23 protein-coding genes are annotated in these 19,551 nt (G+C 46.6%); 6 read left to right on the top strand and 17 right to left on the bottom strand.

What is annotated here, in order from left to right:
- Nucleotides 1-21 precede the first annotated feature (21 nt).
- The 13 genes from AXF12_RS12525 to AXF12_RS06885 all read right to left on the bottom strand — a co-directional run bounded on the left by AXF12_RS12525 (nucleotide 22) and on the right by AXF12_RS06885 (nucleotide 9,196).
- Nucleotides 22-945 (bottom strand): hypothetical protein, encoded by a 924-nt coding sequence (locus tag AXF12_RS12525; RefSeq protein WP_231909927.1) that lies wholly within the window; start codon nucleotides 943-945, stop codon nucleotides 22-24.
- Entirely contained in the window at nucleotides 915-1,475 is a 561-nt protein-coding gene (locus AXF12_RS12520; RefSeq protein ID WP_231909928.1) for an RING finger protein, read from the bottom strand. The genes AXF12_RS12525 and AXF12_RS12520 overlap by 31 nt, the downstream gene beginning before the upstream one ends.
- Before the next feature lie 298 nt (nucleotides 1,476-1,773).
- Nucleotides 1,774-2,655 (bottom strand): bifunctional 5,10-methylenetetrahydrofolate dehydrogenase/5,10-methenyltetrahydrofolate cyclohydrolase, encoded by an 882-nt coding sequence (locus AXF12_RS06925; protein ID WP_066431847.1) that lies wholly within the window; start codon nucleotides 2,653-2,655, stop codon nucleotides 1,774-1,776.
- A 73-nt stretch (nucleotides 2,656-2,728) separates the two neighbouring features.
- On the bottom strand, nucleotides 2,729-3,325 hold the full coding sequence (locus AXF12_RS06920; protein WP_066429547.1) for a hypothetical protein: 597 nt from the start codon (nucleotides 3,323-3,325) through the stop codon (nucleotides 2,729-2,731).
- Between the two features lie 21 nt (nucleotides 3,326-3,346).
- Nucleotides 3,347-3,655, bottom strand: coding sequence for a hypothetical protein (locus AXF12_RS06915; RefSeq protein ID WP_143324993.1), 309 nt, complete (start codon nucleotides 3,653-3,655; stop codon nucleotides 3,347-3,349).
- Nucleotides 3,652-3,867, bottom strand: coding sequence for a PIN domain-containing protein (locus AXF12_RS06910; RefSeq protein WP_066429542.1), 216 nt, complete (start codon nucleotides 3,865-3,867; stop codon nucleotides 3,652-3,654). Before AXF12_RS06910 ends, AXF12_RS06915 begins: the two co-directional genes overlap by 4 nt.
- Before the next feature lie 53 nt (nucleotides 3,868-3,920).
- Nucleotides 3,921-4,094 (bottom strand): hypothetical protein, encoded by a 174-nt coding sequence (locus AXF12_RS12280; protein WP_159429703.1) that lies wholly within the window; start codon nucleotides 4,092-4,094, stop codon nucleotides 3,921-3,923.
- Nucleotides 4,091-4,264, bottom strand: a complete 174-nt coding sequence (locus tag AXF12_RS12275) for a hypothetical protein (protein WP_159429704.1) — start codon at nucleotides 4,262-4,264, stop codon at nucleotides 4,091-4,093. Before AXF12_RS12275 ends, AXF12_RS12280 begins: the two co-directional genes overlap by 4 nt.
- A 1-nt stretch (nucleotide 4,265) precedes the next feature.
- Complete coding sequence (locus tag AXF12_RS06905; protein WP_074860677.1) at nucleotides 4,266-4,523, bottom strand: CPCC family cysteine-rich protein; 258 nt, start codon at nucleotides 4,521-4,523, stop codon at nucleotides 4,266-4,268.
- A gap of 20 nt (nucleotides 4,524-4,543) precedes the next feature.
- Nucleotides 4,544-5,875: a signal recognition particle protein gene (ffh, locus tag AXF12_RS06900; protein WP_066429533.1), complete on the bottom strand. Its 1,332-nt coding sequence runs from the start codon at nucleotides 5,873-5,875 to the stop codon at nucleotides 4,544-4,546.
- Nucleotides 5,876-6,282: 407 nt separating this feature from the next.
- Nucleotides 6,283-7,161, bottom strand: coding sequence for a Ppx/GppA phosphatase family protein (locus AXF12_RS06895; RefSeq protein ID WP_066429530.1), 879 nt, complete (start codon nucleotides 7,159-7,161; stop codon nucleotides 6,283-6,285).
- A 23-nt stretch (nucleotides 7,162-7,184) separates the two neighbouring features.
- Entirely contained in the window at nucleotides 7,185-8,237 is a 1,053-nt protein-coding gene (pdxA, locus tag AXF12_RS06890) for a 4-hydroxythreonine-4-phosphate dehydrogenase PdxA (protein ID WP_066429525.1), read from the bottom strand.
- A gap of 35 nt (nucleotides 8,238-8,272) precedes the next feature.
- Nucleotides 8,273-9,196: a leucine-rich repeat domain-containing protein gene (locus tag AXF12_RS06885; protein WP_066429524.1), complete on the bottom strand. Its 924-nt coding sequence runs from the start codon at nucleotides 9,194-9,196 to the stop codon at nucleotides 8,273-8,275.
- Between the two features lie 66 nt (nucleotides 9,197-9,262).
- On the opposite strand from AXF12_RS06885, the gene AXF12_RS06880 reads away from it, so the two are divergent.
- Entirely contained in the window at nucleotides 9,263-10,216 is a 954-nt protein-coding gene (locus tag AXF12_RS06880) for a GYDIA family GHMP kinase (RefSeq protein ID WP_066429522.1), read from the top strand.
- A 99-nt stretch (nucleotides 10,217-10,315) separates the two neighbouring features.
- Here AXF12_RS06880 and bshA read toward each other — a convergent pair whose 3' ends face one another.
- The 4 genes from bshA to AXF12_RS06860 all read right to left on the bottom strand — a co-directional run bounded on the left by bshA (nucleotide 10,316) and on the right by AXF12_RS06860 (nucleotide 14,428).
- Entirely contained in the window at nucleotides 10,316-11,434 is a 1,119-nt protein-coding gene (bshA, locus tag AXF12_RS06875) for an N-acetyl-alpha-D-glucosaminyl L-malate synthase BshA (protein WP_066429520.1), read from the bottom strand.
- A gap of 14 nt (nucleotides 11,435-11,448) precedes the next feature.
- Entirely contained in the window at nucleotides 11,449-11,994 is a 546-nt protein-coding gene (locus AXF12_RS06870) for a sugar O-acetyltransferase (RefSeq protein ID WP_066429518.1), read from the bottom strand.
- 113 nt (nucleotides 11,995-12,107) lie between these two features.
- A complete protein-coding gene (locus AXF12_RS06865; protein WP_066429512.1) occupies nucleotides 12,108-13,676 on the bottom strand; it encodes a DKNYY domain-containing protein in 1,569 nt (522 codons plus the stop codon).
- Nucleotides 13,677-13,840: 164 nt separating this feature from the next.
- Complete coding sequence (locus tag AXF12_RS06860) at nucleotides 13,841-14,428, bottom strand: hypothetical protein (RefSeq protein WP_066429508.1); 588 nt, start codon at nucleotides 14,426-14,428, stop codon at nucleotides 13,841-13,843.
- 163 nt (nucleotides 14,429-14,591) lie between these two features.
- Between AXF12_RS06860 and AXF12_RS06855 the strand changes: the two genes are divergently transcribed.
- From AXF12_RS06855 to AXF12_RS06835, 5 genes are all read left to right on the top strand, one after another.
- Complete coding sequence (locus tag AXF12_RS06855) at nucleotides 14,592-15,149, top strand: hypothetical protein (RefSeq protein ID WP_066429505.1); 558 nt, start codon at nucleotides 14,592-14,594, stop codon at nucleotides 15,147-15,149.
- Nucleotides 15,150-15,369: 220 nt separating this feature from the next.
- Entirely contained in the window at nucleotides 15,370-15,894 is a 525-nt protein-coding gene (locus AXF12_RS06850) for a DUF4199 domain-containing protein (RefSeq protein WP_066429504.1), read from the top strand.
- 168 nt (nucleotides 15,895-16,062) lie between these two features.
- A complete protein-coding gene (locus tag AXF12_RS06845; RefSeq protein WP_066429495.1) occupies nucleotides 16,063-17,199 on the top strand; it encodes a heparan-alpha-glucosaminide N-acetyltransferase domain-containing protein in 1,137 nt (378 codons plus the stop codon).
- A 180-nt stretch (nucleotides 17,200-17,379) separates the two neighbouring features.
- On the top strand, nucleotides 17,380-18,909 hold the full coding sequence (locus tag AXF12_RS06840; protein WP_066429493.1) for a helicase HerA-like domain-containing protein: 1,530 nt from the start codon (nucleotides 17,380-17,382) through the stop codon (nucleotides 18,907-18,909).
- The gene (locus tag AXF12_RS06835; RefSeq protein ID WP_066429491.1) at nucleotides 18,906-19,454 is read left to right on the top strand and encodes a hypothetical protein; all 549 of its coding nucleotides are present in this window, start codon (nucleotides 18,906-18,908) and stop codon (nucleotides 19,452-19,454) included. Before AXF12_RS06840 ends, AXF12_RS06835 begins: the two co-directional genes overlap by 4 nt.
- Nucleotides 19,455-19,551 lie beyond the last annotated feature (97 nt).

Genomic DNA, 19,551 nt, shown 5'->3' with positions numbered 1-19,551 from the left:
AATAGCATACTCGCACAAGTGTCACACCTTACGTTGCATAGCGATGAGTTCCTTTTCGTCATAACCAAACTGCACCCACTTGTTGGCAGGAATAGTAACCCGTGCCCCCGTAAGGGTCTGTACACTGCGCTGAGCCGCTTTGTCGAAGTAAAGCGCGGCATACATATCGAGGGTGAGCACCAAGCGCAGCGGCACCTTATCCACGATAGCTTTAAAGGCTTCAATGGTTTCCTCAGCCCCAAGGGCGAGCATCGTAGCAAAGAGCGAACGCGCAAAGAGCCCTGGTCGCTGCTGCAAGAGGGCAAAAGTAGCCTCAGTATTCGTATGCTGCACTGCCTCATTCACCTTGCCTTGCCACACCTCATACCGCTGGTTGTAGAAGCAATCCAGCAGTGCCGCCAGTGCCTCATAACCTTGTTTTTTAGCATACTCAGCAAGGCGCAACGCGCGGATAAAGCGCACCCACATACGGCGTTTAGGGTACATTGCCTCACAGGCTTGTTCAGGGCGCATCGGCAGCGCATTGAGCCAATACGCCACCCGCGCACAAGTAGGGCGGTCATATTTCAACCGCAACGCCTTCTCAGTATCCACAGCCGCCTTTTGGCTACTATCCAAGGGCCAAAACACGTGCCGATTATTCACGGCATTCTTAGCGATGATAGTACGCGGTTCAATGAGCTGCAAGAAGCCTGTCTTCTTATACCACAGATAGCGCAATATGTCGGTAGGGGTCTTAAATAGCCCTGCTGCCTCTTTGTCGCTGCCTTGTGCAATCAGCGCATCGACTATGAGCATTAGGTTTTCCTTTACCGTTATCTGCGTATCAACAGGAACGCTCAGGTGCGGCAACAGCCGTTTGAGGCTATCCACCTCAGTCGCCCCGAGAGCCACCCTTGACCCTACCAACGCCTTCAATAGGCTTCGGCGTCTGTATCCCTCCAAAGCGTCAGCAGGCGCAATTTACTGCCTTGCCCCTTATAGTGCTTGGTGGAAGTCTCCACCGCACGCCCACAAAACGGACAGCCTGTATAACGCTCAACGGGGAACGTCCCATCAGGGATATAATGCCCACAAGGAAAGTACCCCACCGCACCGACGAACCGCTCCTCATCATCGTCCCAATACGGTGATGGCAACGACTTTTGCGCCTTGAGCACGTTAAAATAGAGTGTAATAAGGTGATCTACGGCACTCTCGCCTGTGGGCTTTTCCCAATCGCGCACTAAGGGCGTCCAGCTCAACCCGATGCCCAGCACCTCCTTTATAGTGCTTACCACCATACGGAAGTAATCCGCTCGCGCCCCGTTCAGCGCGTGCAATAAGGGTTCATCTACCGCAAAGCCATAGCGTTTTAGCTCCTTAACAAGTGCCAAAGAGCCCGCTGTTACTTCCTTTTGCGGCTTCACATCAGCAGGTACATAAAGTGCGTTCTGCCGCAGCGCTACTCGTAATATGTCTTTTACTTTTCCCATAACGCAAAATACTACCTATTGCTATTTTCACAGAAAATATTACTATTGGACTCACCTCGAACACATTTCGAACACATCTCGAACACAGACAACGAAAATCCCAAAAAATATATTTCTATAAATACGTATTTTCTTAGTAAAATAACAGGATTACTCCCAAAGGTATTGAAACAAAAAAGAAAGGAAATTGCGGGAGTGAATGTTATCCAAAAACGTTAGAAGTAACTCCCGCTTGTCCTTTCTGTGTGCAAAGTTATAATTTTTTATAGTACTGTGCAAATTTCTGCATAATTTATTTTCAACTGCCACTATGCCACTTGCGCGCCAGCAGCGTGTTTTTAAGCAGCATCGCAATGGTCATCGGACCCACACCACCAGGCACAGGGGTGATATACGCCGCCTTGGGGGCTACCTCCTCATAGGCGACATCGCCCACTATACGGTAGCCTTTGGGGGCATTCTCGTCTTTCAAACGCGTAATCCCCACATCAATCACCGCAACGCCTTCTTTTACCATATCGCCTTTGAGAAACTCTGGTTGCCCCAATGCCATTACTACTATATCTGCCTCACGAGTAAAATGTGCTAAATCGGGGGTGTGGCTATGGGTTAGGGTTACTGTGGCATTGCCAGCCTCGCCTTTCTGGCTGAGCAAGATGCTAATGGGTCTGCCCACAATGTGCGACCGCCCTACTACCACTACGTGCCGCCCTGCGGTAGGTACTTTATAGCGTTTGAGCAGCTCCACGATGCCAAAGGGCGTAGCAGGGATAAAAGCCTCCATATCGAGTGCCATACGCCCAAAGTTAGCAGGGTGAAACCCATCGACATCCTTACGTGGGTCTACGGCAAGGAGTATCTTTTCTGTGTTGATATGCTGCGGCAAGGGCAGTTGCACGATATAGCCATCTATATCCGCATTAGCGTTGAGTTTATCGAGCTCAGCCAATAACGCTTCCTCACTGATGTCGACAGGCAGTTGCACCAAGGTAGAGCGAAAACCCACCTGCTCGCACGCCTTTACTTTGCTCCCTACGTAGGTCAGGCTCGCACCGTCTTCACCCACCAATACCGCCGCCAAGTGAGGCACACGCTCACCCGCAGCTTTTAGTTGTTGTACTTCCTCAGCAATTTCTGCCTTTATCTGCGCTGAGGTTGCTTTTCCGTCTAATATAATCATTTTAGCTTTGAGGTTTGAGCTTCGAGCTTTGAGGTCAGGTAACAGCCATTCTCTTAAAGCCAAAAGCAGATTATTAATTCTTGAGCCACTTATCTAATATCTTTAGTATCAATTCTTTGTTCTTCTTTATCTTGATAAAAGTAGGCAGCCTCGCTACCGTACTCATACCCACGCGCTCCCGTAAATCTGAGGAGAGATAATCCTGCATCAGGGCGATATGCGAACGGTTGTACGCCCAAAAGAGGTTACCGCGCACACGCTCTTGGTAGTAGTAAGGCAAGCCCGTATCCTCATCGCGCTTTAAGCCATCATTGCGATAGGTAAACTTCCACTGCTTGTCCTCAATACGCGGCTTCATAGTAAAGGTATGATGGCAGTAATTGCACTCCACCCTTATCTTCTCATCTGTACGGCGACTGTAAGGACGTTTCGCCTCTATTTGGTTGCCACACTCAGGACAGTTAAACTTGATATATGCCTTGTGAAGTTGGAGCTCCTTATAGGTTTTCCGAAGGCCACAATGCGGACAAAGGAACGCAAGGGGTTCCTTCTGTTTATTATTGAGTGAATGCCAAGAAAGGAGCGCTTGGGCTTTCTCACCACACTCAGGACAAATTACCGCAATACCCTCGTCCCACTTTATTCGGTGTTCCTTATAACGCTTTTTCATTATTCCTTAGTAAAATTAAACCTATTCCCCATACGTCCTTGCAATCGCCCTATCAATGAGATAGCACAAAAAGCCATAGAACGCCACACTCAAGAGTAACGCCACAAAGGAGGCACAAACCCACCGCCAGCCTTTGCCTTTATCCTTATAGCGAAAATAGCGTACAACGCGGTAGATGAGATACAAAGGTACCCCTACATAAGTTACTACAAACAGACACCCATACGCTGTAAAATACTCCAATGCATATATAGTGGGCACAATAAGCAGCATACACAATAGCACTAACGCCAATGCTAACCTACTGAGTAATAAATCGTATGGTTTCATTGTTTCTTCTTATACCGTTTTGCCTTAAGTTCCTCAGTGCTTACACATATAAACAGCCCCTTAGCTTTTAATCCCTTTCTTAGTTTCTTATCACCTGTCCATATTTTATGCCCCGTTTGAAAGTGCAATGCCAAGAAGTATAGGTCATATTCATCAATATCCTTCACTATATCATAAGATTTTTGATATAACTCCTCTGGAACAATCCGCATTGACAATACGAATCCTTTCTTGCAATAACTTCCATTCCTCTTTAAGTGCCTTTTTACTCAAAGTAGTTAGTTGTTCTATTCTCTTCCAATGCCGTTTTAATCTCCTCTTTAATGAATTTAGGAGCAGTAAACTGAAAATTAGGTTCTTCTTTTAATATTTCAGCAATTATGCAATCTGGGTCAATCAAAGCACTGAACACAATATTCGCATCTGTGATTAAAATCATACCCTACTTATCTTTTTGTCTAAATATTCAAGTACAAACCTATAATTCATATTTCTATTAGCCTGCTCTGACATTTCTTTTAAAGCCTTGTTTACTTCCCTCTTAGGCATACGCTCACTCTTGGGCTTATACCGAGTCTCATCAACTGTTTTTTTCTTTGTCGTTGCCATATTACTTATCTTTATTATTCTTCTGATATGCCGCCCGATATTCCTTCAGCGTACTGCGGTTCGCACTGGAATAGGCGGTCTCTTCACTGCCGTCGTTTTGCCAATAGCACACTGGGCAGATCTCATAAAAAGCCGCCTCGGGGTCTTTGGGTAGGGTGTAATTACCACAACAAGGACAAGGGGCTTTGTTAAGCCGCAATGCCCTCTCTGTTGCCACTTCAATAGCCGTTGTGAGATTATCCGCACTGCAATTATCCATTATAAATTATAAATTATAAATTATCCACGCATTCCTTGCATCATCTGCATCATACGTCTGCCGCCACCGCCTTGCATCATCTTCATCATCTTGCTCATCTGGTCGAACTGCTTCATCAGCTGGTTTACCTCTTGTACGTCCCTGCCGCTACCTTTGGCGATGCGTTTCTTGCGACTGGCATCAATAATAGCGGGGGTAGCGCGTTCTTTGGGGGTCATTGAGTAGATAATTGCCTCAATGTGCTTGAAAGCATCGTCTTTGATGTCTAAGTCTTTTACCGCCTTGCCTACCCCAGGTAGCATACCCAAGAGGTCTTTCATATTCCCCATACGCTTGATTTGCTGTATTTGCTCCAAAAAGTCGTCAAAACCGAATTGGTTCTTAGCAATCTTCTTCTGTAGCTTGCGGGCTTGTTCTTCATCAAACTGCTCTTGGGCGCGTTCTACCAGCGATACCACATCGCCCATACCCAAAATACGGTCGGCCATACGCTCAGGGTAGAAAATGTCAATAGCGTCCATCTTCTCGCCCGTACCGACAAACTTAATCGGCTTATTGACCATCGACTTAATGGTAATAGCCGCACCACCACGCGTATCCCCGTCTAACTTGGTGAGGATAACCCCATCAAAGTTAAGTACATCGTTAAAGGCCTTGGCGGTATTTACGGCGTCTTGCCCTGTCATCGCATCTACGACGAAGAGGGTTTCTTGTGGTTTGATAGCACTATGGATATTTGCGATTTCTTGCATCATCTGCTCATCAACCGCGAGGCGACCCGCCGTATCGACAATCACCACATTAAAGCCATTCCCCTTAGCGTAAGCCACTCCCTTTTGGGCTATATCCACAGGATTGGTGTTGCCTCTATCGGAAAATACCTCCACACCGATTTGCCCACCCACCACGTGCAACTGGTCAATAGCAGCAGGACGGTATACATCGCAGGCAACCAATAGCGGCTTTTTGTTACGCTTGTTCTTGAGAAAATTAGCCAGCTTACCCGAGAAAGTCGTCTTACCCGAACCCTGCAAACCCGACATCAGTATCACTGAAGGGTTGCCCGAGAGGTTCACTCCTGCCGCATCGCCACCCATCAGTGCAGTGAGTTCGTCCTTTACAATCTTTACCATCAACTGACCTGGTTGCAAAGTCGTAAGCACGCTTTGTCCCAATGCTTTCTCCTTTACGCGATTGGTAAAGTCCTTGGCTATCTTATAGTTAACGTCCGCGTCAAGCAGCGCGCGGCGTACTTCTTTAAGAGTTTCCGCTACGTTGATTTCGGTAATCTTCCCGTGCCCTTTCAGGTTGTGTAGGGCTTTTTCTAACTTATCACTTAAATTGTCAAACATATTCTTTATCTTTAATTATGAAATAAAATCTTATCCTAACTCACCAAATCCTCATTCCTTGGATAGCTCGGATTGCAAAAGTACAAAGTTTTTTTCAATTGGCAAAATATATTTAACTTTACCCAATTTTAAGCCTATATATTAAACTTTTACACTTAATTTACCAACAGAAAATATTTCTATCGGCATCACTACGGATGAAGTACGGTATCAGTACGCTACCAGTACGGATGGAGATAAGCATTTTTTAGACAAGTATAAATCAGGTGAAAACTAAAAATACAATATAATAAGAAGAAAACACAGAAAAACAACCAATTTCTATTGTACAAAAAAATACAACCTATTAGATGTTTTATTATCTAATAGGTTGTATTAGTGATGATCTTATTCAGCAGCGAATACTACTAATTGTAAATCGACCTTATGATGCCGTCGGCAAGCCCGATGCGGGGTACGTTTACCACTTTCGCGCCCGACCACTTCATCGCGTTGATGAAGACGGTCAGTGCGTAGATGACCACATCGGCGCGGTCGGGGTTGAAGCCAAGAAGGCTGATGCGCTCCTCGTAAGTGAAGCCCTCCAAATAGGTGAGGTAATCGCGCAGATAGTCGTAAGTGAGGGGTTCGCCTTCCTTTACGCCAGCGTTCTTATAGATTTTGTTGATGTTACCTCCTGAGCCGATCGCCTCAATGGTCTTGTAGGGCTTTGTGTGGGCTTTTATCCAGTGCTTTACCTCGTCCCACACCTCTGGGGTAACCTTTCCGTCGAGCATACGCACGGTGCCGATGGGGAAGGAGCGAGATGCTTCTATCTTTCCACCAGAAAACACGGTGAACTCGGTGCTCCCACCGCCGACGTCGATATAGAGGTAATTTCTGTCGCTTTTGATCACTGCCGAGATGTCGGTGGAGGCAATGATGCGGGCTTCCTCGGCACCATCTATGATGTCGATCTGTACGCCAGAGCTTTTAAGGACGCTCTTTGCCACTTCGTCACCGTTTTTGGCTTCACGCATAGCGGAGGTGGCACAGGCGCGGTATTTTTCTACCTCACTGATCTTCATCAACAGGCGAAAAGCCTGCATTGCGTCCGAAAGTCGCTCGGTATTCTCCTCGGAAATGGCACCGCTGAGGAAAACGTCGGCACCCAAGCGGATGGGCACGCGTACGAGGCTGGCTTTGGTGAATTGCGGTGCCTTGCCAGACTCCTCCAAGACGTTGGCGATGAGCAGCCGCACACCGTTGGAGCCGATGTCGATGGCTCCTAACTTCTTAATATTCATATTTGTTACAATTTCTGATAGTATTATTTCTCTGCTTCCTTAGAGCGTAGGGGTAGCGGGTTCTTGGTGATCTCGGCATACTCCTGTCGGTTGCGAAAAATGTCGATGGCCTCGTAGATTGCCTGCCTGAATGACTGTGCATCGGCAATACCTTTGCCTGCGATCTCATAAGCGGTGCCGTGGTCGGGGGAAGTGCGCACCTTACTTAAGCCAGCGGTGTAGTTTACGCCAGCACCGAAGGCGAGCGTCTTAAAGGCTACGAGTCCTTGATCGTGATAGGGGGCGAGCACGGCGTCGTAGTTGGCATACGTACGGCTGCCGAAGAAGCTATCTGCGGCAAAGGGACCGAACACGAGTATGCCTTCGTCCAGATATAGTTGTTTGAGCGCGGGACGCAGCAGTGTGTCGTCCTCATTTCCTATCACCCCCTTGTCGCCGCAGTGTGGGTTGATGGCAAGTACGGCTATCTTAGGGCGTTGCAAGCGGAAATCTTGTATGAGGGAGTGGTTCATTAGGCGTATTTTCTGGCAAATGCGCTCGTGAGTGATGTGAGAAACGACGTCTTTTAGGGGAACGTGGTCGGTGATTAAGCCAACTTTGAGGTCTTCGCTAATCATAAACATCAAACTTGTGCCTCCCAAGGCCTCCGCGAGGTAGTCGGTGTGCCCCGGGAAGTGAAAATCGTCCGACTGGATGTTGTTTTTGTTGATCGGGGCGGTAACCAACACGTCGATAGCCCCTTCCTTGAGTGCCTTAGTGGCAGCTTGCAAGGATAAGAGGGCATAGTGGCCTGCCTCGACGGTTTCTTCGCCAAAGCTAACGGTAGGTGCCTCGCGCCAGCAGTTAAGTACGTTGAGTTTTCCATCAAGTGCGGCGTCCACACTGTCAATGCCTTGAAAGTTGGTGGTAATATTGAAGTGCTTTCGCTGAAATGACACTAATTTGTTAGAAGCGAAGATAATCGGGGTGCAAAGTTCAAGTATTTGATGGTCTTCGAAGGTCTTAAGTATGATTTCGAGGCCTACACCGTTATAATCGCCGATGGAAATGCCTACTTTTATGGGTTTTTCTTTCATAAGTTGATCTGATGTGTTATGTTATACGGGTATTTTTACTCCTTGGCAGTGTAGAATACGGTGATCTTTGGCAACTTTCGTTGCACTTCGTCGTATTGTGCTGCCGAAAAACTGTTATTATTGATGTAAAACACCCCGACCCAGCGTATTTTATCGATCGTTTTGATAAACTGCTTATAGTCTAATGGGTTATCATTGATATTTACATAGGTGAGGTGGGGATTTTCTGCCAGCGCGGTCGGCAGAGCCACTAAGTTGTTGTGATTGAAGTAAACGTTCTCCAACTTTTGCAGTCCGCCCACGGATTTGGGCACGTCGGAGAGAGCTGCATTGCGAACGGAGAGTTCCTCTAAGAGGGGAAGGCGGTCGAAGGCATCAGGTAGGGCTTTGATTTTGCTTTTGGTGTCGAATTGGCTAATAATCAAGGAGCGCAAGCTGCTAAGTGCGAAGACTTCGGTGGGAAACTCGGTAAACTCTACCCCTTCGAACTTCAATCTTTCTAATTGTGTGAGTCGTCCAATGCCAGCGGGCATGCCGCCAAGGGGATTATAGACGTTCAAGGTGCGTAAAGCGGTAAGGCGAGCGATACTCTCAGGCAACTTACTGAGATTGTTGAGGCGTAAGGTTAGTGACCTGAGCGAAGTATTGTCCTTGTCGAGCTCGGGAAAGGAAAGTATGTCTACCGTTTTTACTTCCAAGGCTTCGAGAGCGGTAGCTTCGGTGAGCAAACGGCGTAGCAAGCCCTCCTCTAAGGTAAAGCTATGGCTGAGTGAGGTGCTAATCTTGATTTCTTTCAGTAGGCTAAGGTCGCTTGCTGCCAGCGACTCGAACGAGGCGAAAGAAGCATCCTTACCTTCGGTAGTTGTTGCGGTAATTCGCAGAGAGGCACTCTGCTGAGCGGCTGTCGATCCTGCTGCTAATAGTAAGCAACACACACTTAGTTGAATAAATTTCTTCATCGTATGCTTGTATTTAAGTTTATTTTACTAATTTTGTATTTCAAACGGCAAAGATACAAATAAAAAATGGAAACGCAGCAAAAATTGCAGTATCACAGTAGAGGAAAATTGCTTCTGACGGGTGAATACGCCGTACTCGACGGTGCTTTATCGTTGGCGATGCCTACGTGTAAAGGACAAGTAATGAACGTATTAGAAGACAGCCCGACTTTTGTATGGGAGAGCTATGACCACCGAGAAAAAATTTGGTTTTCGATGCAATCTTCAGACCTCTTAGCCGAAATTACCGCGCCGAAGGTAGAAGGTCTGCCTGCGGAAGAGGCGTCTACGCGTTTGACACTATGTAAGCTCTTGCGCACACTGCTGGAAATCAATCCGCTGATGGCAAGCCGCCTAGCGCACAGCAAGATTACCACACACTTAGAGTTCGACCGCGCGTGGGGCTTAGGAAGCTCGTCCACACTGATCAATAACCTCGCACAATGGGCTGATGTAGACCCTTACACCCTGCTCTTCAAGGGATTTGGAGGCAGCGGTTACGACATTGCCTGCGCGCGTGCCTCCACTGCCCTACTCTACCGCCTGAGCGATGGGAAGCCTCAGGCATATCCCGTAAGATTTCTCTTTCCTTATAGTGATCACATCTACTTTGTGTACAGAAACCAGAAACAGAGCAGTAAGGAGGGCATTGCTCTTTACAGAAAAGTGAGCAAGAGCAAAACCAAGCTCGCCACTACCCTCAGCCACCTCACCGAACGGCTGTTGCTCAGCCAAACTATCGCCGACTTTTGCGACATCATCGATACGCACGAGCGAACACTCGCCGCCTACTTAGGTTTGCCCACAGTGAAGGAGCAGCTTTTCGCTGACTACCGCGGCAGTGTTAAAAGCTTGGGGGCGTGGGGTGGCGACTTTCTCTTAGCGATTAGTGCGTGTGAGGACACTCCTGCTTACTTTGCCGCCAAAGGCTATCAGACGTGTGTTCCTTACAGTGAAATGATCTACAACAATAAAGGCTGACCACAAGGTCAGCCTTTTGTATTACTGTATCGGTTTGATGCCTATTGCCCGCGCACCCCTCACATTGATAATAGTTGCTTGCGAGAGATCTTATTGACATTACCCCAACACCTCCTCATACAAGTGTTCATACAGCGGTACAATCCTATCCTCATCAAAGCGTTCTGCTACGCGGCGGGCATTCTCCTTAAACTGCTGTAAACGCGCCTTGTCCTCCAAGATGTAAATTGCCTTTGCTGCCATTGCTTCCACATCGCCCACTGGACACAGATAGCCCGATATGCCCTCTTCATTTACTTCTGGCAAGCCTCCTACATTGCTCGATACTACGGGCACCCCTGCTGCCATCGCCTCCAATGCCGATAGCCCAAAGCTCTCACTCTCTGAGGGCAACAAAAAGAGGTCGGAAAGGCAGAGCACGCGGTCGATATCAGCCGTATTCCCCAAGAAGAGCACCTGCTTTTTGATGCCCAACTGCTTGCAGAGCAGGTCAGCACCTTCACGCTCGGGCCCGTCGCCTACCATCACGAGTTTGGCAGGTAGCTTCTCAGCAATACGGGCAAAGACGCGCACCACATCGTCAATCCGCTTCACCTTGCGGAAGTTGCTAATGTGCGTTACTATCAATTCGTTAGGGGCTGCCATCACAGAGCGGCGACAAGGCGACACTTCCTCCTTCTTATGCAGGTTAATGAAGTTCGGGATCACCTCAATGGGCTTCTTCACCCCAAAGAGTCGTAGTGTATCCTGCTTCAAGCTCTCCGATACAGAGGTTACCCTATCTGATTCCTCAATGCTAAAGCTCACCGCCTCCTTATAGGTGGGGTGATTGCCCACCAACGTGATGTCCGTGCCGTGCAAGGTAGTGATCATCGGCAAGCGGATACCCTCCTTAGCGAGCATCTGCTTTGCCATATAGCCCGCATAAGCGTGCGGAATGGCATAGTGCACGTGCAGCACATCGATGTTGTAGGTCTTCACCACATATACCATTTTGCTGGTGAGTGCCAGCGCATAAGGCTGGTACTGAAACAGCGGATACTCCTCCACGTGCACCTCGTGGAAGTGGATATTCATCGCGAGAAAATCAAGCCTCACGGGATAACTGTAGGTGATAAAATGCACCTGATGTCCTTTGCGCGCCAAGGCTACGCCCAGCTCTGTAGCTACTACACCACTACCCCCAAAGGTGGGGTAACATACGATTGCTATATTCATCTGACTACTGATTTCTACTCCCTGACCCTACACGGATTGCCATACGCAACAACCCCTGAGGGAATATCCTTTGTTACCACACTCCCCGAGCCGATCACCACATCATCACCAATGGTAACCCCAGGGTTTATCACCACACCCCCACCAATCCACACGTTGTTGCCAATGGTGATAGGCAAGGCTTTCTCTATCCAGCGGTTGCGTGGCTCCACCTCTAAGGGGTGCAAAGCCGTAAAAAGCGACACATTCGGGGCAATAAGCACATTATTGCCAATGGTGATAGGTGCTCCATCGAGCATCACACAATTGAAATTGGCAAAGAAGTTATCTCCTATGCGGATATTGTAGCCATAATCGCAGTAAAAAGGTCCTTTTATCACCCCATTCTCACCCATAGCCCCGAGCAGTTTGTTAAGGATAGCCCCTCGCTCTGCCTCCTCACTGGAGTGCAGATTGTTAAAACGGAAGAGCAATTCTTCCGCCCGCATTCTCTCTTTTTGTAGTGCAGTATCCGTGGCATCAAACCACTCCCCTGCCAGCATTAGTTCTTTGGCTGTCATTGTATTAGCAATTAAGGACTAAGGATTAAATATTTTCCTCGTCTTACTTCTTTATTTCAAATCTGACTGCAAAGGTACAATATAATACTGAATAAACAATCATTAATCATTCATTATCGTTCTTTAGGCTTCCATTCCTTCCCTATATAGCGATACGTAGGCATCTTATTCCACGAAGCGTGTATAAGCCAATAGCCCTCTTTATTCTTGACGACATCTAAATTTTTAATAGTTCCCTTAGGGCAGTGATCGTAATCATCACCGTAAGACGCCACTACCTCAAAGTCCTCACTCTCCATAAGGCGATAATCGTTACAATACATATAGCCATTAGCTATCTTATAGAAATTAGTAACTACTATTTCTGAGGGGGAACTATCCTCAGTGTTCGCAGTTGCTATGAGCTTACCATCATCATCTTTCAATGACAAACGCCCTTCTAAGAATGCCTTCATCTCAGCGGCAGTGAGCTTGCCGAAAGTAGGCTTTCCATAAAAACCATAGAGAATCTCATTGCCATAAGCAATCCACTCACGTTGCTTATAATGCAAATCTTTCGCCTTCACGGGCTTGTGATAGTCAAAAGGTATCTTATCCCATTTATCCTTATATTCGTCTTCATTAACTTTCTTATAGCTCCACACATACACCCCATTTTTATCATAGCAATAGCCTGAGTCCTCAATAGACACAAACGTTTGAGCATCTACCCCCTTCACAGGCGTGTTGCGCTGGTAGTACACCCGCTTGCCATCGGTGATATAAGCCTCCTCACCCAAACCAAAAGCCCTAATGGAGGCACTATCTCTCACCGCAATAGGCACCCGTAAGTTCCCTTTCAAATCAACGAGTTCACTGAGGTAGTACACTCCATTTTTGTCCATTATATAAGCATTGCCTAAGGGTTTAAGCGTAGGCAGATCAATATAAGCGGGCAACCGCTCACATATCGCATCTGTATGGTTGATAAACAGCCCGTATTTTGAGGTAACCCCCACCGTTTGGCTCAGGGGTTTTACCGCTTCACCTTCGTATTCAAGCACACTCTCCCCCTCATAAAAATACTGCCCATCACAAGGCAGATACCAATTGTAGTCAGGGACAGCCGCCGGCTGAGAGCCTTCTATCCTCTTATCAAAATAGTAGAGATAATCCTTATCCTTAAAGTATATCGCGCACTCCACACAACCTCCCACAGGCTCGAAAGTATCAGGGTCAGATACCGCAACTACCTCTCGGTCTTTATACACCTTTCCGCCAGCACGCCACAGATAGGCACCCGATTTAGCCCCTAAGAGCTTAAACCCACGCGAATTGCGCGTAACGAGCCGCCCACAAAAGTACACCCCATTCTTGTCATACGCAAAAACCCCAAGGGGTTCGTAGTCAAAGTTCGTATAATCAATCTTAAAAGTCGCCGCATCAACGTGCAGCACATATCGCTTATTGTCAAATTGCCCGTAGACCGTATTGCCATTGACCAAATACATATCCCTCAGCGGCAAACAATCAGGAATTTCCAAACTGTTGTCAATTTCCCCAATCCGAAGTGTATCTACCTCACTTGCAGACATATCAAGAACTTCGGTATCCACCTTTTGCCCATTATTGCCCCACCACTGACAGCCTGAGAGTGGCGCACCTGAGAGCAAAACCGCTATTATACATTGTGCTATTTTCATATATCACTAATAATTTACAATTATCCCAAATTACGCAGTGGAACTATCTACCGCAATTAACTACCTAACAATGTGTAAGTACCCTTTCGGCGCGTTAGCCCTCATACCTCACACCTCATACCTCATACCTCACACCTCATACCCCACACCTCAAACCCCACACCTCAAACCTCAAAATAAAGCACACTCTTTATCCCTATCAACCGCAACTCGCGTTGTAGCTGCTTTACGTACACCTCCAATTCCTTCTTACTGTTCTTAAATAGCGTCCCTGGGGTGTAAAAGCCCACCGCAAAATGCCCGTGCCCTCTCACCTTTTTCTCCACCCACATCTCCCCTCTATAGCTGCCAAACGACCTCCGCACATAGAAGATATTAAAAACCACCTTGTCAATCCCTTCAATAGGGTAACGCTTTCCACGAATATTATTCAGCCTAAGCACCTTACCTTCAATGATAAAGGGCGTAGTGTCATACTGCCTATACAGCGAGAGTAGCCACAGCCCACCCAAGATAATAGGCATCACTAAAACAATTGTTATCATCGGGAAAGGCATATCACCAAAGGAGTCTACCATCTTTTTTAAAAAGCTAAAAAGCCATAACTCTCTATCCTTAGGTGGAGCAATAAAGAGCTGATAAGGCACTATGAGTGCCAGCAATACCAGCACTCCAAAAGCTACCGCCAGCTTCCGCTGTAAGTACAATACAGGCTTCTTCTTTTGCCCTTTACCAAAAGTAATATCTCTCATACACAACATCACATTTACAATTCCACGCCGCAAAGATAACACTTTTTTGGTAAATAACATATAACTTTCAGTTCAGCTCTAAAACTAAAAATTTCGCTACCATCGCAAGGCTGGCACAATTTTTGCGGCATTTTTAGTATAATCAAAAGTAAAAATAATACGAATGGCAGAGCTAAAGCACAACATCATTTTAGAAGGAATAAGCGGTAAATTCGAAGGAAAATACGTATTTCGACAGATGAATGGCAAAACTTTCGTCTCTAAAAGAAACAAAATACGCTATATACGTACTGAAGCACAGGACAAACAGCGAAAAGCCTTCACCGAAGCCGTTGCTTATGCTAAAAATGCCATCACAGACCCCAATTTAATGGCTATTTATGAAAAAAAAGCTATTAAAATGAATAAAAAACCCTACCATTTGGCGATTTCCGACTTTATGAGAACCCCCAACATCGACCAAGTGGATATGGACGGTTACCACGGAAAAGCAGGTGATACCATCGATGTTTACGCTTCCTCCTTGGTCAAAATCACCCGAATTACCCTCAGCATTACCAATCCTAAGGGCATACTTCTGGAAAGTGGAGAGGCAACCTGCCATAATGGCGGTTGGCAATACCACACCACTGCCGACAACCCTTCACCGATCGGCAGCCGAATTGCCATCACCGCTTATGACCTCCCCAACCACACCTCCACTGTAATTATTGAGTTGTAGGACAAAAAAACGCATCTGACTTCGTTGTGAGTTCGTTCTGACTTCGATATGTGTTCTGTGTGTGTTCTATGTGTCTCCTATGTTTGTTCTATGTTCCTTCCGTATCGGCAGGCAACCAGCAGCAGGAAGATAGCGCGTCTGCACAAATTTTTCAGAAAATATTTGCACAATCAGAAGGCTTTTTGTACCTTTGCGGTATGAATTGTAAATATACTGTCTTATGGAACAGAATGTAGTTGATATTAAGAGCCTTATACTCCGCTGGGGGTTGTATGCGGGGCTTGCTGCTGTAGGCTTCAGCGTGCTTGTGTTTGTCGCAGGGCTTACCTACAGCGAAAGTAAGGCGGTGGGCTTTATTGTCTCCGCCATTAATTTTGCTTTGAGCATATTGTTTATCTGTCTGGCTATCAAGTCTTTTAAAACTGCCAACGAGGGGTATTTATCCATTGGCGAGGCTTTGAAGGTAGGTGTAGGCGTGGCACTGCTGGCATCGATTATCGGTGGTATTTATCAAGTAGTTTTTGTGAACTACATCGACCCTAATTACGCAGAGAAAGTAATGGAAGTGGCGATGATGCAAAACCCTGATATGACCGATGCTCAGCTTGAATTGATGGAGAAGATAATGTATCCTTCAGCGTGGAAAATCATAGGCGGCAGCCTGTTTGGAGGCCTCTTTGGAGGGTTTATTATCTCGCTCATTGCGGGGGCTATAATGCAACACAAGCGCCCTATGACGTTTTAGGCAGCTGAACCTTCTACGGCTTTTACAGGTAAAATAGCTCTGTATTAAGCAATTAAAGTATTAAAAGTACTTTAAGAGTGCCGTGATATGGGCAAGTTTTTTGTATAAAAATACTTGTATGTTATATATTTTGTGTACTTTTGCAGCGAATTTATAATATTCATCATTTTGGAAAAGAAAAAATTCAGACTTGATTTTATTGATGTGATCCGCGCTTTTGCTATCTGTATGATGCTGCAAGGGCACTTTATTGGTGGCTTGCTGGCGGAGCGTTACCGCGATGATAATAACCCATTTTTCTACCTTTGGCACTATTGTACAGGTATCACGGCTCCTGTATTCTTCACAGTATCAGGCTTTATCTTTACCTTTCTGTTGGTTAAAGAAAGTGATGCTACTAAGGTAGGCTGGCGCAACCCTCGTGTGCTGAAAGGCATCAGACGCGGGCTAATGCTCATCGGGATTGCTTATCTGCTGCGTATGAGTTTCCAGAGTGTAGATGTGCTGCACTGTATTGGGCTCTCGCTGCTGCTTCTCATCGCTACATACCTCGTTTCGTACAACCGCAATAAGAACCTGATGCCTGCGCTGCTACTGGGCACGACACTGCTGGCTTTCACCTTCGAACCTTTCTATAGGAACCTGACTTTTAGCAGTCTACCACTTCCTATTGCCAATTATCTCACAAGGGCACACGGTAGTTTCTTCCCTATATTTCCATGGTTTGGCTATGTGTCGTTCGGGGGATTTATGGGGTATCTGTTTCAGCGTTATAAAGCGCATCCGCACTTGTATCGCAATGCTATTATTATCTTTTTCTGTGCAGGAGCTTTCTTTTTGTGGGGGTCACACTTCCTCAACGAACAGCTGTACTATCTCACTCACGCTAAGTTCTTTGAGCGTATGATGGAGGACTTTTTGTACTTGCGCTTAGGCAATGTGCTGCTCATCTTTGGGTTCTTTGCTTTAATGCGCAACGTGATCACCTCGTCACTTATCAAAAAGATTGGACAGAACACGCTTTCGATATACGTGATACACTGCTTTATCGTTTATGGGAGTATCACGGCACACGGGCTTATCCAGCACTTTGGGGGGCAACTCAGTCCGTATGTGGTGATACCAGGGGCGATTGCTTTTATAGCCGTGTGTGTGGCACTGTCATTCCTCTACAACTGGGCAAAGCCTTATGTAAAGGACGCTATTGCAATGGTACTTTCGGAGATAAAGGACGCTTTGATAGAGCTATATGGTTATCTAACGAGACTTTTCAATAAGGTTGTAGCTCTATTTGTTAGAGAGTAGAAGTTTTTTATTTTTTATATCAATAATTTCACACAAGGGTATGCTTTAAGCCTCCCTTGTGTGTTTTTTTTAAGGTGAATTCTTTTGGCTCTTTCAACTATTTATTGTACCTTTGTGCCCAAGTTAGCTATAGAGTAGCTATTACTTATTTATTTATTTGACAATCAATAATATAAAAGAATGAATAAAACAGATCAATTGAAAGAAACGATTACGGCAGGCTATACCTTTAAGGGCGACTATATCACCCTTGGAGCGGCATTGTACGAAGGTCAGCCACTGACTGGTACATTGGTAAACTTGCCACTGAAGACCCTTAACCGCCACGGACTGATCGCAGGGGCTACGGGTACGGGGAAGACTAAGACACTGCAAGTAATTGCGGAGAACCTTTCCAAGAACGGCGTGCCTGTGCTGCTGATGGACCTCAAAGGCGACCTGAGTGGGATTGCTGAGGCGGGCACGGTGCAGCCTTTTATCACAGAACGAAGTGCTAAGATAGGCATTGACTTTGTACCACAAGCATTCCCTACAGAGCTGCTGACCCTCTCAGGCGAGAACGGCGTACAACTGCGCGCCACCGTCTCGGAGTTTGGTGCGGTGCTGCTTGCTCGTATTTTAGACCTGAGCGATGTGCAACAGGGTGTGCTGGCGGTCATCTTCAAGTACTGCGATGATAAGAATTATCCCCTACTCGACCTGAAAGACCTCAAGAAGATATTGCAATATGCCACCGAAGAAGATAAAGATGAGTTTGAAAAAGAGTATGGTGCCGTAGCGAAGTCATCGACCAGTGCCATTCTTCGCAAGATTGTAGAACTCGAAAACCAAGGCGCAGAGCGATTCTTTGGTGAACGTAGCTTCGAGCCTGCGGACTTGATGCGCACCAATAGCAAGGGCGAAGGCTATGTGAACATCATCCGTCTGACCGACATTCAGGATCGCCCTAAGCTTTTCTCAACCTTTATGCTGAGTCTCTTGGCTGAGATATACACTACCTTCCCCGAAACAGGCGACTTGCCTAAGCCTAAGTTGATGATCTTCATTGATGAGGCACACCTGATATTCAACGAGGCATCAAAGACGCTGCTCAATCAGTTGGAGAACATTGTAAAGCTGATCCGCTCCAAAGGCGTGGGCTTGGTATTCTGCACCCAAAACCCTACCGACATACCTGATGCGGTGCTCTCACAGCTCGGTATGAAGGTGCAACACGCATTGCGCGCTTTTACAGCTAAGGACAGGAAGGCTATCAAACTCACCGCCGAGAACTACCCCACTTCCGACTTCTACAAGACGGATGAGGTGCTGATGTCGCTCGGTACGGGAGAGGCTTTAGTGACAGTGCTGAACGAAAAGGGTATCCCTACCCCACTGGTAGCCACAATGATGCGTGCACCGATGAGCCGTATGGATGTGCTCAGCGAGGCGGAAATTGGTAGCCTTGTAGCGGGTTCGGAATTGGTACGTAAATACGCTGAGGTAATAGACCGTGAGAGTGCTTATGAGATACTCAATAAGAAGATCGCAGAGGCTAATAGTCAGAAGACAGAGGGCAGTAGTGAGAAACCAGAAGTCAGAAACCAGCAGCGAGAGACCAGTAACAACAAAAAGAAGAGCAGTACGGGCAGTGCGATCGTAAAAGCCCTCACGAGTGCTACGTTTATTAGAGGGGTATTAGGAATCTTAAACAAGTTTATCAAGAAATGAGAATATATATAACTGCTTTGGGGCTACTACTGACTCTTATAGCGTGTAAGGACAAGGGTAATGCTTACCTCATTAGTAATGACCAAGTGGGCGTACTGAGGAAGGACACTCGTATCAGTCAGCTCGATTCCATCTTTGCTAAGGACTCTGTGGTGAACTCATCGTTGGAGGGTGAACTGCGCTATGCTAGTGCGGAGCGTACCACTATCCTGAGCAAGGACGGCAAGGAACTACTGGAAATCACCCCTACAAAAGACGATGAGGGGGAGAAGAAAGTAGAGAGTGTGCTGGTGCTTTGTGATCAATATGCAACCGCTGAAGGTATCTCGCTCAAGAGTACGTTTAAGGACATCAAGGCGAAGTATCCCAACCTGAAGATTGACCCTTCGCTGATGAGTATTATCATAACGCCCAAAGGTAAGAACTTCTACTTCACGATGGATAGGTCGTCTGTACGTGATGCAGGATTTGACCTCGCCGAGGAAATCAATGTTGAAGACATTGACGAGACTGCAAAGCCTGTGAGGATAACCGTGAATTTTTAGGATAGCGATCAGGAGACAGGCTAATGATTGAATTATGCAGATATTCAGTAAAGAACAACAAGCCATAGCAGAGCGGATAATGACAATTAGAAGCCTT

The organism is Capnocytophaga haemolytica (assembly GCF_001553545.1).
Taxonomy (GTDB): domain Bacteria; phylum Bacteroidota; class Bacteroidia; order Flavobacteriales; family Flavobacteriaceae; genus Capnocytophaga; species Capnocytophaga haemolytica.
The sequence above is the reverse complement of the archived record's forward strand: the minus strand, read 5'-3'. Positions and strand labels throughout refer to the sequence as shown.

Coding starts and splice junctions, on each gene's coding strand:
- AXF12_RS12520 (WP_231909928.1), bottom strand. CDS start 1,475: ATGGGAAAAGTAAAAGACATATTACGAGTAGCGCTGCGGCAGAACGCA.
- AXF12_RS06925 (WP_066431847.1), bottom strand. CDS start 2,655: ATGATTATATTAGACGGAAAAGCAACCTCAGCGCAGATAAAGGCAGAA.
- AXF12_RS06920 (WP_066429547.1), bottom strand. CDS start 3,325: ATGAAAAAGCGTTATAAGGAACACCGAATAAAGTGGGACGAGGGTATT.
- AXF12_RS06915 (WP_143324993.1), bottom strand. CDS start 3,655: ATGAAACCATACGATTTATTACTCAGTAGGTTAGCATTGGCGTTAGTG.
- AXF12_RS06910 (WP_066429542.1), bottom strand. CDS start 3,867: ATGCGGATTGTTCCAGAGGAGTTATATCAAAAATCTTATGATATAGTG.
- AXF12_RS12280 (WP_159429703.1), bottom strand. CDS start 4,094: ATGATTTTAATCACAGATGCGAATATTGTGTTCAGTGCTTTGATTGAC.
- AXF12_RS12275 (WP_159429704.1), bottom strand. CDS start 4,264: ATGGCAACGACAAAGAAAAAAACAGTTGATGAGACTCGGTATAAGCCC.
- AXF12_RS06905 (WP_074860677.1), bottom strand. CDS start 4,523: ATGGATAATTGCAGTGCGGATAATCTCACAACGGCTATTGAAGTGGCA.
- ffh (WP_066429533.1), bottom strand. CDS start 5,875: ATGTTTGACAATTTAAGTGATAAGTTAGAAAAAGCCCTACACAACCTG.
- AXF12_RS06895 (WP_066429530.1), bottom strand. CDS start 7,161: ATGAATATTAAGAAGTTAGGAGCCATCGACATCGGCTCCAACGGTGTG.
- pdxA (WP_066429525.1), bottom strand. CDS start 8,237: ATGAAAGAAAAACCCATAAAAGTAGGCATTTCCATCGGCGATTATAAC.
- AXF12_RS06885 (WP_066429524.1), bottom strand. CDS start 9,196: ATGAAGAAATTTATTCAACTAAGTGTGTGTTGCTTACTATTAGCAGCA.
- AXF12_RS06880 (WP_066429522.1), top strand. CDS start 9,263: ATGGAAACGCAGCAAAAATTGCAGTATCACAGTAGAGGAAAATTGCTT.
- bshA (WP_066429520.1), bottom strand. CDS start 11,434: ATGAATATAGCAATCGTATGTTACCCCACCTTTGGGGGTAGTGGTGTA.
- AXF12_RS06870 (WP_066429518.1), bottom strand. CDS start 11,994: ATGACAGCCAAAGAACTAATGCTGGCAGGGGAGTGGTTTGATGCCACG.
- AXF12_RS06865 (WP_066429512.1), bottom strand. CDS start 13,676: ATGAAAATAGCACAATGTATAATAGCGGTTTTGCTCTCAGGTGCGCCA.
- AXF12_RS06860 (WP_066429508.1), bottom strand. CDS start 14,428: ATGAGAGATATTACTTTTGGTAAAGGGCAAAAGAAGAAGCCTGTATTG.
- AXF12_RS06855 (WP_066429505.1), top strand. CDS start 14,592: ATGGCAGAGCTAAAGCACAACATCATTTTAGAAGGAATAAGCGGTAAA.
- AXF12_RS06850 (WP_066429504.1), top strand. CDS start 15,370: ATGGAACAGAATGTAGTTGATATTAAGAGCCTTATACTCCGCTGGGGG.
- AXF12_RS06840 (WP_066429493.1), top strand. CDS start 17,380: ATGAATAAAACAGATCAATTGAAAGAAACGATTACGGCAGGCTATACC.
- AXF12_RS06835 (WP_066429491.1), top strand. CDS start 18,906: ATGAGAATATATATAACTGCTTTGGGGCTACTACTGACTCTTATAGCG.